We start from the raw sequence: 17,464 nt of genomic DNA on the forward strand, positions 1-17,464 counted from the left end.
AATGAATAAGATTAAAAAGATTGTAGTTGCAAACAGGGGAGAAATTGCAATCCGTATTTTTCGAGCATGTACGGAGTTAAACCTTCGAACAGTCGCTATATATTCAAGAGAAGATACCGGCTCGTTCCATCGATTTAAATCCGATGAGTCTTATCTTGTTGGTGAAGGTAAGAAGCCTATTGATGCATACTTAGATATTGAAGATATTATTCGAATTGCTAAAGAAAGTAAGGCTGATGCCATTCATCCGGGGTATGGTTTCCTTTCTGAAAATGTGGATTTTGCGAAGAGATGTGAAGAAGAAGGAATTATTTTCATCGGTCCAACATCCAAGCATTTAGATATGTTTGGCGATAAAGTAAAAGCCCGTGAACAAGCAACATTAGCGGGTATACCTGTTATACCGGGTAGCGATGGTCCTTTAGATACTGTAGAAGAGGTTAAGGCATTTGGGGAAGCCCATGGCTATCCATTAATGATTAAAGCTTCTTTAGGTGGCGGTGGACGCGGGATGCGCGTTGTTCAATCGGAAGTTGAGCTTGAAAGTGCATTTGAACGTGCTAAATCAGAAGCAAAAGCGGCTTTTGGTTCAGATGAAGTATATGTAGAACGCTGTATTTTCGAACCTAAACATATTGAAGTTCAAATTCTAGGAGATACTCAAGGTAATTTAATCCATTTATATGAACGTGATTGTTCTATACAAAGAAGACATCAAAAGGTCGTAGAAATAGCACCTTCAAATTCCTTAAATTCAGAATTGCGCGATAAAATATGTGATGCAGCTGTCCAATTAATGAATAATGTATCTTACATAAATGCAGGAACAGTAGAGTTTTTAGTGACAGATAATGAATTCTTTTTTATCGAAGTAAACCCACGCATTCAAGTGGAACATACAATTACAGAAATGATTACTGGGGTGGATATTGTCCATGCACAGATTAAAATCGCAGATGGTATTGCTCTTAATAGTGAAGAGATGGGGATTCCAAAGCAAGAAGATATCCCATTATTCGGATTCGCTATTCAGTCACGAGTAACAACGGAGGACCCTTTAAATAACTTCATGCCTGATACAGGAAAGTTAATGGTATATCGTTCGGGTGGAGGATTTGGCGTACGCTTAGACGCAGGAAATGGTTTCCAAGGGGCTATCATCACCCCGTACTACGATTCTCTGTTAGTTAAAGTTAGTACTTGGGGTATGTCCTTCAAGGAAGCTGCTGCTAAAATGGACAGAAATTTACAGGAGTTCCGAATCCGGGGGATTAAAACGAATATCCCATTTTTAGAAAATGTCGTAAAACATCCGAGCTTCATTTCTGGACTATTTAATACGAGTTTCATTGATTCTACACCTGAGTTGTTTTTATTCCCTAATCGCAAAGACCGTGGTACTAAATTGTTAAATTATATAGGGAACGTTACTGTTAATGGTTTCCCAGGTATCGAGAAAAAGTCCAAGCCTATCTTTGGAGAGGCTAGAACACCTAGTTTTGATCTGAGCACTGCTCCACCTAAAGGCACAAAACAAATTTTAGATGAACAAGGTGCCGATGGAGTGATTAAATGGGTGAAGGAGCAACAGGGCGTTCTATTAACGGATACAACTTTCCGAGATGCACATCAATCATTATTAGCAACACGCGTTCGCTCTCATGACATGTTCGGTATTGCGAAAGAATCAGCGCAAGGAATGCATAATTTGTTTTCATATGAAATGTGGGGAGGAGCAACTTTTGACGTTGCTTACCGCTTCTTAAAAGAAAATCCATGGGATCGTTTGATAAAAATGAGAGAAATGATTCCAAATGTCTTATTCCAAATGTTATTCCGTGGAGCCAATGCAGTAGGATACAAAAACTACCCAGATAACGTTATAAAGGAATTTATACAAAAATCTGCAGAAGCGGGCATTGACGTGTTCCGAATCTTTGACAGCTTAAACTGGATAAAAGGGATGGAAGTTGCGATAGATGCAACTAGACAATCAGGGAAGATAGCAGAAGCTGCGTTATGTTACACAGGAGACATTTTAGATGACTCTAGAGACAAATATACGGTGCAGTATTATAAAGACATGGCAAAAGAATTAGAAAGCGCTGGAGCGCATATTCTAGCGATTAAAGATATGGCTGGATTATTAAAACCTGAAGCAGCTTATCGGTTAGTAAGCGAGTTAAAGAGCACGGTTGACATTCCTATACATCTTCATACACATGATACAAGCGGTAACGGAGTATTTACTTATGCAAAAGCAATTGAATCTGGTGTAGATATAGTCGACACGGCATTAGGGGCTATGGCAGGTCTAACCTCTCAACCGAGTGCAAGTAGCCTAAGTTATGCGTTAAAAGGATCGAACAGAGAAGTTATAGGAAATATCGATGCTTTTGAGAAAATTTCTTATTACTGGGAAGATGTCCGCAAGTATTATCAAGACTTTGAAAGCGGTATGATGAGTCCCCATACGGAAGTTTATGTTCATGAGATGCCAGGTGGCCAATATAGTAATCTTCAACAACAAGCGAAAGCAGTAGGGCTTGGCGATCGCTGGGAAGAAGTAAAAGAGATGTATTCTCGCGTAAACATGTTATTTGGTGATGTGGTAAAAGTTACTCCTTCTTCTAAGGTAGTAGGGGATATGGCTCTATTCATGGTACAAAATAACTTAGACGAAGTTTCTGTCATTACGAGAGGTAAAACCATCGATTTCCCAGATTCCGTTATAGAGTTTTTTGAAGGATATATTGGGCAACCTTATGGGGGATTCCCAAAAGAGTTACAGAAAGTAATTTTAAAAGATCGTGAACCAATTACAGTGCGTCCGGGTGAATTATTGGAGCCGGTTGATTTCGAAGCGATTAAAGAAATGCTATTCCATAAATTAGATCGCCCTGTTACTAGCCAAGAAGTTCTTGCTTATACGCTATATCCAAAGGTTTTTGAAGAATATAGTGAAACAGATAAAAACTTTGGGGATGTTTCCGTACTAGATACGCCGACGTTTTTATACGGATTGAGATTAGGAGAAGAAATTGAAGTAGAAATCGAAGTTGGAAAAACGTTAATCATCAAGTTGGTGTCTATAAGTGAGCCGACTCATGATGGTAACCGTATTATTTACTTCGAACTAAATGGTCAACCACGAGAAATTTCTATTCAAGATATGAATGTAGAAGTGAGTCATTTATCAAAACCTAAGGCGGATTTAACGAATGATGGTCATATTGGAGCAACTATGCCAGGTACTGTTCTGAAGGTTGCCATTTCTACAGGAAGCAAAGTAAAAAGAGGTCAACATCTTCTTATTACAGAAGCGATGAAAATGGAAACTACAGTGCAAGCACCATTTAATGGAGTTGTAAAAGAGATTCATGTTGTTGCTGGAGAAGCAATTGCAACAGGTGATTTATTGATTGTCATGGATAAAGAATAATTAAAAGGCTGTTAGACATTTCTGTCTAACAGCCTTTATTCTTTTTAGTTATTCAATTTACTTCTGGATAACAATAGAATCATATAACAGAGTAAACCGAATAGTAAGGAGATAAATAAAGAATGTAGTAAAGCTAAGTAAAGATTAAGTTTAGTTAATACAACTAACATACCGGTAACTACTTGGCACGAAACTAATATTAAAGAGATGGTCCATCCCCAGTAAATTGCGCGTTGCTGTTTATAATTTCGCATTACATGAATCGCAATAATGAGTATCCATATAAATATTAATCCTGCAGCAGCTCGATGTCCCATTTGGACCCACTCGTATAAATTAGTAGGAAGAGCAAACTGGTCATTATTGCATAAGGGCCAATCGTTACATATGAGACTAGATTCTGTATGTCGTACTAATGCGCCGGTGTAAATAACAATATAAGAATAAAGTGTTACACCAATTGTATGGAATTTTAATGTTTTGCCGATTCTAATCTTATCTGTATCAAACTTGCGATCAATCTCAAAAATTAATAAGGTCAGTAATAACACCGAAGCAAAAGAGATTAGAGAGATTCCAAAATGAAGAGCCAGTATAAAGTCACCTTGTCCCCATTTTACCTGGGCAGCACCAATTAATGCTTGCGCTACTAAGAAAAAAACTGCCATTGCTGATAAAAATTTTGTTTCTCGGACATGTCCAAGTGCTTTCCATGCCCAAACTGCAAGTGCTACGATTAATATACCAACAGCACCTGTAACTAGACGATGAGAGAATTCAATTAATACTTCAGCTGTTATAACATCAGGTATAAGTTGTCCATTACAGCCAGGCCAGTGTCTACCGCAACCCATACCACTATCGGTCTTAGTAACTAATGCTCCTCCTAATAGAATGAGCAGCATACCTACTGTAGAAGCAACAGCTAACCATTTTAAAATTTTATGAATGTGCATTACGCCACCTACTTTGTGTATCTTGCTCGTCTTGAAAAGACGGTATCTGCTTTTTGATGATATCGAATCGCGATGGAAAATACAATGTATAACCTTCAAACTAATATACCTAGTTATAGTTATTCACAAAATGTTCATAAATTCGTACTCTAACTTTCACAAATAAAATCTAGAAATGATTTACTATTGATATGTTCTGAGTATAAAAAAACTATCTAAACTATATTTATGCGAAAATTATCATTAACTGTAGAAATTAAGAAAGATTTTCGTTATAGTAAAAGGTAGCGGAATATGCTTACAACTTTGAAAGGAGGGGCAGCATGTCAAATGGTCATTCTATTACCGCGACTAATGAGAGGGAATCTGAACAAATTAATAATACTTTTTATCAAGATTTTCTATCGCTCATTAAAATAGGTATAGTTAACTCTAACTTATTTACAACATTTACTGGTATGTGGCTAGCATTTCAATTTACGGATCGAAACTTTCTTAGAGAGTTAGACATATTATTTTATACGCTAATTGGATCAGGCATGATTATCGCAGGTTCTGCAGCTATGAATAATTTTATCGATCGTGATATAGATCCTGTCATGAAGAGCAAAAAAGGTAGACCTACAGTTACTGGACGTTTTAGTCCAACATCAGTGTTAATAACTTCGTTTTCACTAATGATTGTAGGTGAAATATTGTTGTTTATGGCCTCTACTTCAGCTGGAGTTTGGGGACTAGCAGGAATCGTCAGTTACGTTGTGTTATACTCGATGTGGTCTAAACGAAAACATGTGAGTAATACTATAGTTGGCAGTATATCTGGTGCAATACCGCCGGTGATTGGGTGGGCAGCTGTTGAACCTAGCTTAGGTTTTGGAGCATTAGCTTTATTTTTAATTATGTTTGCATGGCAACCTCCACACTTTTATGCGCTTGCGATGAAGCGCACGGAAGAATATCGTGCTGCTAATATTCCCATGCTGCCTGTAGTAAAAGGTTTCAAACGTACAAAAGTGTCAATTCTTTTATGGATTCTATTATTATTCCCATTACCATTTTTATTGATGGATTTAGGTGTACTATTTGTTGTGTTGGCAACAGCACTTAACTTGGGGTGGTTATACTTCTCTATAAAAGGTTTCCGTGTGAAAGATGATATCAAGTGGGCGACAGGGATGTTTATATATTCCTTAAACTATATGACGATATTATTCGTAGCTATAATTATTTTTTCTATCTTTATCTAATTGCTGGAATTCTTTCTTTAGTCAACAAGAATTCATATAAACAGAACCACAGTCCAAAGAAACATGAAAACAACTATGAAAGAGGGGTTTGATTTAGCTATGATGAGAGGGCTTAAAAAATGGCGACTTTTTTCACTGTTAGCAGCTCTAACGATTTTCTTATCGGGTTGTGGCGAAGAATACTTATCAACGCTTACACCTGCAGGACAAGTCGGAAGAGATCAATTTAATTTGTTATTACTATCATCTGCTATTATGGCTTTAGTTATTATTGTAGTAGTAATTATTTATGTTGTTGCACTAGTGAAATTCCGTCGTAAAAAAGTTGGGGAAGATGTTATTCCTAAACAAGTAGAAGGAAGTCATACGCTTGAAATAGTATGGACAGTTATTCCAATATTACTGTTAATCGTTCTGGCTATTCCAACTGTTTACTATACGTATAAACATGCTGATGTAGCTGCAATGGATCAAGTAGACGAAGAAGGTAACAAAACAAATGTAACAGTAAATGTTACTGCTAAACTTTATTGGTGGGAATTTGAGTATCCAGACCTTGGAATAGTTACATCTCAAGAGTTAGTAGTACCAACTGATCAAAAAGTATTTTTCAATTTAAAAGCTGCTGATGTGAAGCACTCCTTCTGGATTCCTACAGCAGGTGGTAAAATGGATACAAACGTAGAAAACGTTAACCAGTTCTATTTAGAATTTGATGACGCATCTGCAAGTTTAGAACAAGGTGTGTTCTATGGTAAATGTGCGGAACTTTGTGGACCGTCACATGCTCTAATGGATTTCAAAGTTAAAACATTGGAATCAGACGATTTCAATGCTTGGGTTGAATCTATGAAAACTACACAAAATGTTGCAACAGATGATCTTGCAACAGAAGGTGAAGAAATCTTTAATACTAGCTGTATAGCTTGTCATGCTACTTCAGGAGCAGGCACTACAGGTGGAGTGGGACCAAACTTAGCTACTTTTGGTGACCGTAATCGTGTTGCTGGATTTATGGCTCATGATGAAGAAAACTTAAAAAAATGGATTAATAATCCTCAAGAGTACAAACCGGGTAACTTAATGCCTCAGCCAGAAGCTATTAACGATGGCGAAAAGTTTAGTGAAGCTCAATTAGATGCTCTTGCAGCATACCTAATGGGACTATCTGTAGAAAAATAAGTTCCACAGATAAATTATGAGGGAGGTTAAAGTTGTGAGTTCTATCGCAAAGAAAAAAGGCTTTGGCGCAACTTTATGGGACTATTTAACAACAGTAGACCATAAAAAAATTGCAGTCATGTACCTTGCTGCCGGCGGTTTGTTCTTCGTAATCGGTGGTATTGAGGCAATGCTTATTCGTATTCAATTAGCACAACCAGATAATGATTTTGTTAGTGCTGGACTGTTCAATGAAATTATTACAATGCACGGAACAACGATGATTTTCCTAGCGGCCATGCCGATATTATTTGGATTTATGAACGCCGTTATGCCACTTCAAATTGGTGCACGTGACGTAGCTTTTCCATTTCTAAATTCACTTGGATTTTGGTTATTCTTGTTCGGTGGTATTTTCCTTAACCTATCTTGGTTTATGGGAGGAGCGCCTGATGCGGGATGGACTTCTTACGCATCATTATCGCTAGCGTCTCCTGGTCATGGTATTGACTTTTATGCACTTGGACTTCAAATAGCCGGTGCTGGTACTTATATAGGAGGTATTAACTTCCTTGTAACGATCATTAATATGCGTGCACCAGGTATGACATACATGCGTATGCCATTGTTTACTTGGACTACATTTGTAGCTAGTGCATTGATATTATTCGCATTCCCACCACTTACTATTGGTTTATTTTTCTTAATCTTAGACCGCATGTTCGGTGGTAACTTCTTTGATCATACAATGGGTGGTAATACGATTATTTGGGAGCATTTATTCTGGATTTTCGGGCATCCTGAAGTATACATCTTAATATTACCTGCGTTTGGTATATTCTCAGAAATATTTGCTTTATTCTCACGTAAACGTTTATTCGGTTACTCTTCTATGGTTTTTGCAACTGTATTAATCGGTTTCTTAGGCTTCATGGTTTGGGCTCACCATATGTTTACGGTTGGTTTAGGACCAACAGCCAATGCTATTTTCGCAGTTGCTACTATGGCAATCGCTGTTCCTACTGGTATGAAAATATTTAACTGGTTGCTTACGATTTGGGGAGGAAGTATTAAAGTTACAACTCCAATGCTTTATGCGTTAGGATTCATTCCTTCATTCGTAGCAGGTGGGGTAACTGGTATTATGCAAGCAGCAGCTCCGCTTGATTATCAATTACATGATTCATACTTTATCGTTGCTCATTTCCACTATGTAATCGTAGGTGGGGTAGTGTTAGCAATTTTAGCAGCAGTACACTTATATTGGCCTTTAATGTTCAACCAAATGTTAAGTGAAAAACTAGGTAAATGGACGTTCTGGTTCTTCTTTATTGGATTCCATTTAACTTTCTTCATACAGCATTTCTTAGGACTAATGGGTATGCCACGTCGCGTATTTACGTTCGGAGCAGATCAAGGTTGGGATTTATTCAACTTAATCAGTTCAATTGGAGCTGCATTCATGGCAGTGGGAGTTATTATTCTAGTAGTGAACATTATCATAACAGTTGTTAAGAATGTACCTGCTGGCAATGATCCATGGGAAGACGGCCGTACTTTAGAGTGGGCTATTCCTCAACCAGTTCCGTTTTATAACTTTAAACAAACTCCACTTGTTCGTGGATTAGATACATTCTGGATTGAAAAACAAGAAGGTAATAAAGAAGGTATGACATATGCAGAACCACTTTCTGATATCCATATGCCTAACAATTCAATCATTCCAATTGTTATGACTTTCGGTTTGTTTATCGCTGCATTTGGAGCATTATATAACGGTGAAAAAGATTGGGCTATTCCTGTTATAGTATTAGGTTTAGCAATTACACTTGGTTCTATGGCTGTTCGTTCTATAAAAGATGATCATGGATTCCATATTCACAAAGAAGATTTAATGAATGATAAAGGGGGTAAATAATAATGGACTTTAATAAAAAGTACACCCCACAAACTTGGCCAGATCATCCTGAGCAAGTTACTTTAGAAGGTAAGAATAAGTTTTTAGGTTTTTGGTTATTCCTTGGTGGAGAAACTGTACTATTTGCAAGTTTGTTTGCTACGTATTTAGCGCTTAAAAACAAAGGCCCAAGTGGGATGGAATTCTCTACTAACACACTATTCGAATTACCATTAGTATTTATTATGACGATGATTCTATTAACTTCATCGCTAACTAGTGTGTATGCAATGTATCATATGAAAAACCATAATTTTAGAGGTATGCAAACTTGGTTGGCTATCACAGTTCTGTTGGGATTAGCATTCTTAGGTTTAGAAATTTATGAGTTTAATCACTATGTACATTTAGGTTTTCATTATGGACAAAGTGCTTTCTCATCTGCATTCTTTACGCTTGTAGGTACTCATGGATTGCACGTTGTAATTGGACTAGGATGGATTATTCTATTAATGGTACGTAATGCAAAACGTGGATTTAGTTTGTATAATGCACCAAAATACTATACTGCTTCCCTATACTGGCATTTCATTGATGTAGTTTGGGTGTTCATCTTTACAGTAGTATACTTGATGGGAGTTGTTGGTTAATATGTCACACGACGCTCAAGTTTATGTGAGATCTCAAACAGAATTTGATTATATTAAGCAAAAACGCAAAAAGGATATGCGTAACCAAGTTACTACTTTTGGGATTATGATATTCTTAACTTTAATTTCTTTTACAGCAGTAGCTGCTGGATTTTCTGTCTATCTAATCGTTCCAGTGATTTTATTACTTGCTGCAATTCAAGTAGTGTTACAGCTTTACTACTTCATGCATATGAGTGAAAAAAATCATCAGGTAGTTGCGTTTTTCTTATACAGTGCTGTTTTGTTAGCTTTCACTTTTATCTTAACTTTCCTTACTATTATTTGGTGGGGTTAAACAACTTAAAGCCGAGACAAAGTTAAAAACTTTGTCTCGGCTTTTTTTGAGTAAAATGATATTTGAAAATAGGGAAATGTCATAGTTCGTTCATTGAAGTTATTGGGTTTGACCTATATAATAGAGGAAGTTACCTAAAAAGGAGCGATGATACTTATGCCTATAAGTATATTTGGATTCCAAGCATTATGGAGCCCTATAATGATTGGTGTTATAGTATTTTTAACTATTTTATATTTTTTAATAACGGTCAAATGGCGAAATGACTTTAAAGTATCAGAGCCACTAAAAAAGAAAGAGGCTGCTTATTTTCTAATAGGTATAGTTCTTTTATATATTGTGAAAGGTTCACCTGTAGATTTAATGGCACATATAATGTTCTCTTTCCATATGGTTCAGATGGCATTATTGTTATTGTTAGTTCCGCCATTACTGATGAAAGGTATTCCTTGGTGGGTTTGGAAAGTAGTAATAGAATTGCCAGTAGTTCGTAAGGTTTTTCCAATATTAACAAAGCCATTACTAGCGCTTATAGTATTTTCTGGTTTGTTTTCGATTTATCACATTCCTTTGTTATTTGATACTATCAAACTGGATGAAGGACTACATGGCACATATACGTTTATCCTGTTCATCTCAGCAGTTTTCATGTGGTGGTCTATTATAGATATTGAGGAAGTTACTCAACGACTACATGGTTTAAAGAAGATTGGCTTCATAATAGGCAGTGCAGTCTTAATAACTCCTGCATGTGCGTTAATTATATTTACTGGGACACCTTTATATGATACGTATACGAATCCAGATGTTTGGTTGAAAGCAATGGAGCTATGTGTACCTGCAAGTACATTAGCAGGACTATCATTGAGTGGACCTGAATTATTTTCTAATATGTCACCTATCGATGATCAACAACTGGGTGGAATACTGATGAAAATCGTACAGGAAATAATTTATGCTGCATTTTTAATGTCTATTTTCTTCAAGTGGTATAAAAATGAACAAGATAATGCAGATGAAATCACACAAAAAGCTCTGGATGATTTAAAAGTCCAAGCTGACCTTTAAACTTAATAAAGTTATTCGAGGAGAATGATTAATGAATTTACCGGTTCTACCAACTATAAGTACATTTTTTATCGTGTTAAGTGCGGTGTTAGTTGCAATAGGTTGGGCACTTATTAAACAAAGAAAAATTAATGCCCACAAAAAAACGATGACTGCTGCTGCAATTTCGGCTTTACTTTTCTTCATCATCTATGCATCGCGAACTATTTTCATCGGAAATACAGCTTTTGGTGGTCCTGATGACATTAAAATTTACTACACTATCTTTTTGATATTCCATATTACATTAGCAACGACTGGTGCAGTTTTTGGCCTAGTTACTTTATACTTAGGTTATAAAAATAACATTAAAAAGCATCGTAAGATTGGGCCAATCACCAGTGTTATTTGGTTCTTTGTTGCAATAACAGGGGTTGCTGTGTATTTATTGCTATACGTATTCTATCATGGTGGAGAAACTACCTCAGTTATTAAAGCAATAATAGGTGGATAGGTAAAGAACAAAACAAAAGGCAACGTTCTTATGGATTTATTCCATAAGAACGTTGCCTTTTAAAGATCATTAGAGTAGCTGCATTCTATTTTGCACTTTTACTTAATCATTTAAACCTTAAAATTTAGTTTTAGCATGCCGGACTCTTTTGCAGTGATAAATATGATAACAACGAGTGGACCTATTAAAAATCCAATAAAACCGAAAAGCTTTGCTCCGATAAACATAGCTATAAGGATTGCTAATGGAGATATACCCATTTGGGAACCCATCAACTTTGGTTCCACTGCTCTACGTATTATTAGTAAAACGACAGCTAAAATAGCCAATTTGGTTCCCATCACCATGTCTCCAGTTAAATAATGATAAATAGCCCAAGGTGCTAAAATAGCTATTGAACCTAATATAGGGATGATATCGATTATCCAAATGACAACAGCCATTATTAAAGCATATTTTGGTGTAATAATAAGCAGTAGACCAAGGAATGCTGCACCTAAGATGATGAAGCTTGCTATAATTTGGGCTTTCATAAATCCAATAGCCACTTTTTTTATACTAGCAAACATAAATCGTACTTTACTTGCAGTATTATCAGTTAAATAATAAAAAAACTTTACTTGTAAATTATGCAAATCTAACATAAATAAAAAAAGAGCAATAATAAAAACTATAAAACTAACTAAGAAGTTTGGAATATTCGTCAGCAATGCAGTAATATTGCTATAGCTAAGTATATCTAGCAGGGCATCTCTCATACTTTCTAGTGTAGCGTCAAATTTATTTTGAATGGATTCTACTACTTCTTTAGGGAGTCCTTCTGTATATCGAAATAAACTGTTTTGCATATCAATCCATAATCCAGTCCAGTTATTAATATATGTAGGAATAGTCTGAGAGGTATAAATAAGCTGGCTAAAGAGTTTTGTTATTATTAAATATAAAAGTCCGGAAATGACACTGATAAAAAGAGCAAAATTTGTTATGACTGCAGGTTTCCGCTTCCATTTAAATGTTTTTTGAGTGAACTTTACAATTGGCTCAATTATAATAGCAGTCAGTAATGCGAGTATAATAGGTATGGAAACTGGAAGGATAAATATTATTAACAACAAAAGAAAAATGCTTACAAAAAGATATTTTATATATTCCTTTTTAAAAAGATTTAAGACCATCATACACTCCTTTTCTATCGTTTATTAACAGTATAGACAAATTAGTAAATTTTGAACAGAAAAAACGCAAGAGAATGAAACTCTTGCGTTTTAGGATATTCCTATTATGCGTGAATTTCAAAAGCAGCTAACTCTGTTTTTACTGCAGCTAATGTTTGTTCACTTGATTTTAGTAAATGTTTTGGGAAAACTTCATTTTCACCATATTCAACACCATGAGGATAATAGTGTTTTCCTATAACAGGTTTTAAAAGAGTAATATTCGCATCATGAGCACCTACATCGCCATCTTTTGTAAAACCAAATACTCGAAGATAAAAAGTACCTTCTTTGATTATATACTTTTTATCATATGTTACACGTTCATAATCCCATTGACCTGCACGAACTAAACCATGCTTTTTCATAAGATCGTCTAATATATTTAGATCAATGACAGTGTTTTCTATACCAGTGTTTTCGAAATACATTAAATTGTCCTCCCTCACGTTCATATTCCAAATAGAATCTGTTCCTACTAATATTAATGCAAATTTCATAATGTTGCAATGGTAACATTGTGTCTTTCTAGTTAAGCTTGGTATACTAGGAGAAATGGGGGAAGAAAAAGGTGAAAAAGATATGATGAATAATCTAATTAGAATTGTTATCGCTATAGCTATAGTACTAGTGATATTTATATATTTTGATAATCCTGTACATGAAAATAAACTGATAACTGGTTCCAATAATTCAGGTCAAGTAATTCCTGATACTACTCCGGAAGTTGTGGAGGTGGAGACGGTATTTACACGTCCTAAAGATGGCATTTCAACATTAGTAGGAGAATCGGCCCAATCGGTTGTGGAGATGTTAGGAAAACCAACTAGAACCGAGCCATCAGCATTTGGTTATGAATGGTGGGTGTACAATCAATCTCTTACAACTTATTTATTAATAGGTATAGAAGGAGACAAAGTAACTCAAGCCTTTGCAGCTGGAAAAAATGTAGAAGTGGCTCCATATAAAATTGGGCAACAACTAGCTGATATATATCGATTTACACTAGTACAATCGGAAATTACATTTTCCATAGATTCAAATACGTATACTTTTACACTTTCGGAAGAGGACATAAACAATAGAATACTAGTTCAGTTTGATAATTTATTTGCTATGTTATACATTGATACAGAAAGTCAACAATTAGAAGCAGTGAGATTTACAGATCCAAAGACTATTTTGTTACATAAGCCATATGATATTTTATATAACGGAATTATGGTGGAAGCAAAAACTCCCGACTCTCTTTCACAAGTAGCAATAGATCGTGCCAATGAGCGTCAAATTTATGAACTGACAAACGTATATCGTTATCGGAATGGTCTTCAACTTTTAGTATCTGATAATGAATTGCAAAATATAGCGATGGCTAATAGTGAAGAAATGGCTAGAAACAATATTGTGGCCAATGAAAAATTTGAAGTATCTAAGTTTAGTGATCAATTGAAAGAATCATCCATTGAATTTTCTAGTGCTGCCGGTAATACAGCTGCTTTTTACTTTGATGCTGGGGAAGCTGTAAATGGTTGGTTGAACTCTAAAGACCATCGAGAAATCTTATTAGGTAAAGACTTTACACATACTGGTATTGGGGTATACGGTAGCTATTATACTCAAAACTTTATCGAACGAAAAGCAGTAAATACACCCAAAAACATACCTCAATAAATTAGTTAGAGACAAAGGTACCTTCACTATCCAAATACAATGACCGAATATGCAAAGGCACTTGATGAAGAGCAGCGAATGTAGCTGCTCTTTTTTGTATGACTTCGATTGGCTCATCAATCTTTTCTTCAAGCTCTTTATAAGTCATAAAAGGAATAAGTTCCACATTGTCACTAGTAAACGGATCTGACGTCATTATACCAGGTACATCTTTATAAAATTCAACTACATCTGCATTCAAATGATAGCCATAGACTACTGCTGTTAAATCACTACCTCCTCTTCCTAATGTAGTGAAATTATGGGTACTTTCTGAAAAACCTTGAAAACCAGGAACGATAACACAATGGAAATTTTTAAATGCATGGTTTACAGAACTAAGATCTACTTTCTTTATAAGAGCATTTCCATACGTATCGTTCGTAATAATGCCAGCACTTTTCCCATAAAGAAGAGTAGAAGATATTCCTTGCGCTTTAAGTTCTGTTGTTAATACGGCACTCGAGATTAGTTCTCCACATGCGGAGAGTAAATCAGTTTCAATACTACTGTCGTTTAAAGGAAGCAAATCTAAAAGAGTATCAGTTGCATAGGGCTTTCCTCTACGTCCCATTGCTGAAACAACGACAAGAACCTGTTGATGGGTATTAATTGCTTGTTGGATTCGTTGTATTACTAATTGTCTGTTCTGATGATTTTGCATGGCAATACCGCCAAATTTTTGAACAATCATAATCTCAACCACTCTATTCGTGACATTTCAAACACTCCGTTCATACGATACAGGGAATTCATTTTACTGTATGCGATTTTACAAGAATGGTGTAGGGAGTGTGGTACTATTTATCCGTTAAACGAACTTTTAGAAGGATTAACATATAGGATTATCGGTGACTTTTCAATATGCCGTAAGAGCAAAATCATCAATTATTCAAAGCAAATTAAAGAAGGGGATATTTTTGTTTCCGAAAGAAATAATCTTCGCATTATTGATGAAGCAATTCAACTAGGGGCAATTGCAATAATTTCAGAAGTTTTTATAGCTGACTGCAGTGTTCCTCAGATTATTATTCCTTCGGATTTGGACCGGTTAAAGCAGAAAATTAGTGAAAAAACATACGAACTATATGGAACCAAAATGAAAACTGTAGCAATAACAGGTACTAATGGTAAAACTACAGTTGCATCTTTCATTGCTCAATTACTCATGCAGCAAAGGAGATCCGTTTGTGTAATTGGAACATTAGGCGTGTTTATAAACGGTAGGCAGTTGAAGCAAAATTTCCGAAATAATACTACGTTGCCATTCTATGATTTTATCCAAATTGTTCAGCATTGTTACAAGCATTCTGTTGAGTTCATTATATTAGAAGCATCTTCTCAAGGATTATTGGACAATCGATTGGGAAGCTATCCAATCGATATAGGTGTATTTTTAAATATTGGAAAAGATCATCTTGAATTTCATGGGGGAATGGTTCCTTACAAGAAATCAAAAGAATTACTCGTCCCGTTATGTAAAAAACTAGTAGTTAACGCAGATGATGATTGGTGTAGATCAGTAGCAGAAAATTCTTTTTTACCTATTACTAGTTTCGGTATAGATACTCGTAATGCGGTTGCTTTTAAACAGGAAAATGAAGCAGAAGACGAGATAATATATAAATTTAAGGTAAAGAACGAAGAGATTGAAGTGCGAATGAGAAATAGTGGATTTTATAACGGTATGAATCTCGCTGCAGCACTTGCGTCGTTATGGACTTTGAATATCCCGCTACAAAATATAAAACCAGTAACACTTCCAACTGGTAGATTTCAACAAATTGATAACCTTAAGGGGATAAAAGTATTCATCGACTATGCGCATACTCCCGATGCTCTAGAAGTATGTCTTACAACTATTAAATCCTTCGCTAAAAATAATATTTACGTTGTTTTTGGATGTGGAGGAGATAGAGATAAGAAAAAAAGAAACGAAATGGGGAAAGTTGCGACAACTTTTGCAACAAAGGCTATAATCACCTCGGATAATCCTCGTAGTGAAAGTCCAGCAGATATTATAAAAGATATTGTAAGAGGATTAGATGTACAGAAGTTTCAAATAGAACTAGATCGCAAAAAAGCTATTATATATGCTTTACAAATGGCGCAAGCAGGGGATACCGTGTTAATAGCAGGAAAGGGACATGAACAAGAGCAAATTTTACATGACCTTGTAGTCCCTTTTTCTGATCGTGATGTAGTTAATACCTATTTTGAAGAAGAGGGCGGGTTAATCACAAAAAATGATCCAGTAGCATAAGCTATTTTTCTTCCATCCGGTTGTGTTACCGTACATTCCATAACTATCGTTTGACGACCCTTATGTAGATATTTAGCAGTTGCGATTAAGGTTTTTTCTGTTGATGCTTTAACATAATGAATTGTCATATTCGTTGTAACTGCACCTTTGCCCTCAGGGTGTAGATCCTTGTTGATTAAAAAACCCATCGCATTATCGGAAAGTGTAGCAATAATACCGCCATGAGGCATATTGAAACTATTATGCGAGATTGGAGTTATTGGCATCGTGACAGTACATTGGCCTTCGTCATACTGGGTGTCCATTTGAAATACAGCATTTAAGTATGTAGGTGCTTCATTTTGTTGTTTTTGTTGAATCGCATTTAGAAAGTTATTTACTAGGCTAAGTTCTTGTTCTGATGCGTTTTCTGTCACTGTTTCAAATAAATTTTGTAGTTTGTTCATTATTTTCTCCTAACAATAAGTTAATAGTTTGGCATTTATTTTTACTTTTCTGGTATGATTAACAAGATTGGAGGTTAATCAAAATGATTATGACAAACGAATGGGTCGAGATAATGGATCAATCGGATATATTATGTACTATGATTCTTTCCTCTGAACAATTTTATCAATACTTAGATGCACATCGTGCTGTATATACAGATACATCTTTAGTAGGTGAGGTTAATAGCTTCACTAGGCTAAAAGAGCAATACGAAGAGGTTCAACGTTTCGGGAAATACCATCCTGATTATTCGAAAGTTATGAAAGACATCCGAGTAACTAAACGAAAATTAGATATGGTAGATGCAGTGGCGAACTTGAAAGTCGCTGAGAACGAATTGCAGGACTTACTGGACGAAGTGAGTTTATTAATTGGTAAATCTGTTTCAGAAGGTGTTAAAGTACCTGTTAGTAACCCATTTTTTGCTTCTTCGGGTTCTAGTTGTGGAAGTGGCTGCGGTACAGGTGGATCTTGTTCTTGTTCAGCCTAAAGTTTCAAAAGTTATGAGATGTGTGCATAAAATGCACACATCTTTTT

16 protein-coding genes are annotated in these 17,464 nt (G+C 35.6%); 11 read left to right on the forward strand and 5 right to left on the reverse strand.

The genetic code is table 11. The features are described 5' to 3' along the window. Position 1 precedes the first annotated feature (1 nt). Positions 2 to 3,442, forward strand: a complete 3,441-nt coding sequence (gene pyc / locus MKX39_RS05355; RefSeq protein WP_340768668.1) for a pyruvate carboxylase — start codon at positions 2 to 4, stop codon at positions 3,440 to 3,442. 44 nt (positions 3,443 to 3,486) lie between these two features. On the opposite strand, the gene MKX39_RS05360 is transcribed toward pyc, so the two are convergent. Then, positions 3,487 to 4,398 carry a COX15/CtaA family protein gene (locus MKX39_RS05360; RefSeq protein ID WP_340761846.1) on the reverse strand — a complete coding sequence of 304 codons (912 nt, stop codon included), beginning with the start codon at positions 4,396 to 4,398 and terminating at the stop codon, positions 3,487 to 3,489. A 323-nt stretch (positions 4,399 to 4,721) separates the two neighbouring features. Here MKX39_RS05360 and cyoE point away from each other — a divergent pair, with 323 nt between their 5' ends. The 7 genes from cyoE to MKX39_RS05395 all read left to right on the forward strand — a co-directional run bounded on the left by cyoE (position 4,722) and on the right by MKX39_RS05395 (position 11,251). Continuing rightward, complete coding sequence (cyoE, locus tag MKX39_RS05365) at positions 4,722 to 5,645, forward strand: heme o synthase (RefSeq protein ID WP_340761847.1); 924 nt, start codon at positions 4,722 to 4,724, stop codon at positions 5,643 to 5,645. A gap of 99 nt (positions 5,646 to 5,744) precedes the next feature. Then, the gene (gene coxB / locus MKX39_RS05370; RefSeq protein ID WP_093535388.1) at positions 5,745 to 6,827 is read left to right on the forward strand and encodes a cytochrome c oxidase subunit II; all 1,083 of its coding nucleotides are present in this window, start codon (positions 5,745 to 5,747) and stop codon (positions 6,825 to 6,827) included. Positions 6,828 to 6,861: 34 nt separating this feature from the next. Next, on the forward strand, positions 6,862 to 8,724 hold the full coding sequence (locus MKX39_RS05375) for a cytochrome c oxidase subunit I (RefSeq protein WP_093535386.1): 1,863 nt from the start codon (positions 6,862 to 6,864) through the stop codon (positions 8,722 to 8,724). A 2-nt stretch (positions 8,725 to 8,726) separates the two neighbouring features. After that, the gene (locus tag MKX39_RS05380) at positions 8,727 to 9,353 is read left to right on the forward strand and encodes a cytochrome (ubi)quinol oxidase subunit III (protein ID WP_340761848.1); all 627 of its coding nucleotides are present in this window, start codon (positions 8,727 to 8,729) and stop codon (positions 9,351 to 9,353) included. Position 9,354: 1 nt separating this feature from the next. Then, a complete protein-coding gene (gene ctaF, locus MKX39_RS05385; RefSeq protein WP_093535382.1) occupies positions 9,355 to 9,690 on the forward strand; it encodes a cytochrome c oxidase subunit IVB in 336 nt (111 codons plus the stop codon). 156 nt (positions 9,691 to 9,846) lie between these two features. After that, on the forward strand, positions 9,847 to 10,758 hold the full coding sequence (ctaG, locus tag MKX39_RS05390) for a cytochrome c oxidase assembly factor CtaG (RefSeq protein ID WP_340761849.1): 912 nt from the start codon (positions 9,847 to 9,849) through the stop codon (positions 10,756 to 10,758). A 31-nt stretch (positions 10,759 to 10,789) separates the two neighbouring features. Continuing rightward, a complete protein-coding gene (locus MKX39_RS05395) occupies positions 10,790 to 11,251 on the forward strand; it encodes a DUF420 domain-containing protein (protein ID WP_340761850.1) in 462 nt (153 codons plus the stop codon). A 110-nt stretch (positions 11,252 to 11,361) separates the two neighbouring features. On the opposite strand, the gene ytvI is transcribed toward MKX39_RS05395, so the two are convergent. Both ytvI and MKX39_RS05405 read right to left on the reverse strand, forming a co-directional pair. Continuing rightward, complete coding sequence (gene ytvI, locus MKX39_RS05400; protein ID WP_340768670.1) at positions 11,362 to 12,429, reverse strand: sporulation integral membrane protein YtvI; 1,068 nt, start codon at positions 12,427 to 12,429, stop codon at positions 11,362 to 11,364. A 101-nt stretch (positions 12,430 to 12,530) separates the two neighbouring features. Beyond that, positions 12,531 to 12,896, reverse strand: coding sequence for a YugN family protein (locus MKX39_RS05405; protein WP_340761852.1), 366 nt, complete (start codon positions 12,894 to 12,896; stop codon positions 12,531 to 12,533). Positions 12,897 to 13,020: 124 nt separating this feature from the next. On the opposite strand from MKX39_RS05405, the gene MKX39_RS05410 reads away from it, so the two are divergent. Further along, positions 13,021 to 14,136: a CAP domain-containing protein gene (locus tag MKX39_RS05410; RefSeq protein ID WP_340768672.1), complete on the forward strand. Its 1,116-nt coding sequence runs from the start codon at positions 13,021 to 13,023 to the stop codon at positions 14,134 to 14,136. 1 nt (position 14,137) lies between these two features. Here the strand turns inward: MKX39_RS05410 and MKX39_RS05415 are convergent, their stop codons facing one another. Then, complete coding sequence (locus tag MKX39_RS05415; RefSeq protein ID WP_340768673.1) at positions 14,138 to 14,869, reverse strand: amino acid kinase family protein; 732 nt, start codon at positions 14,867 to 14,869, stop codon at positions 14,138 to 14,140. Here MKX39_RS05415 and MKX39_RS05420 point away from each other — a divergent pair. Further along, positions 14,858 to 16,438 carry a UDP-N-acetylmuramoyl-L-alanyl-D-glutamate--2,6-diaminopimelate ligase gene (locus MKX39_RS05420; RefSeq protein ID WP_340768674.1) on the forward strand — a complete coding sequence of 527 codons (1,581 nt, stop codon included), beginning with the start codon at positions 14,858 to 14,860 and terminating at the stop codon, positions 16,436 to 16,438. The genes MKX39_RS05415 and MKX39_RS05420 overlap by 12 nt on opposite strands. Here MKX39_RS05420 and MKX39_RS05425 read toward each other — a convergent pair. Next, entirely contained in the window at positions 16,387 to 16,884 is a 498-nt protein-coding gene (locus tag MKX39_RS05425) for a PaaI family thioesterase (protein ID WP_340761857.1), read from the reverse strand. The genes MKX39_RS05420 and MKX39_RS05425 overlap by 52 nt on opposite strands. A gap of 83 nt (positions 16,885 to 16,967) precedes the next feature. Here MKX39_RS05425 and MKX39_RS05430 point away from each other — a divergent pair, with 83 nt between their 5' ends. Continuing rightward, positions 16,968 to 17,417: a YlbF family regulator gene (locus MKX39_RS05430; RefSeq protein WP_093535364.1), complete on the forward strand. Its 450-nt coding sequence runs from the start codon at positions 16,968 to 16,970 to the stop codon at positions 17,415 to 17,417. Positions 17,418 to 17,464: the final 47 nt, after the last annotated feature.

The sequence above is a fragment of the Psychrobacillus sp. FSL K6-1464 genome (genome assembly GCF_038003145.1).
Classification (GTDB): domain Bacteria; phylum Bacillota; class Bacilli; order Bacillales_A; family Planococcaceae; genus Psychrobacillus; species Psychrobacillus psychrotolerans.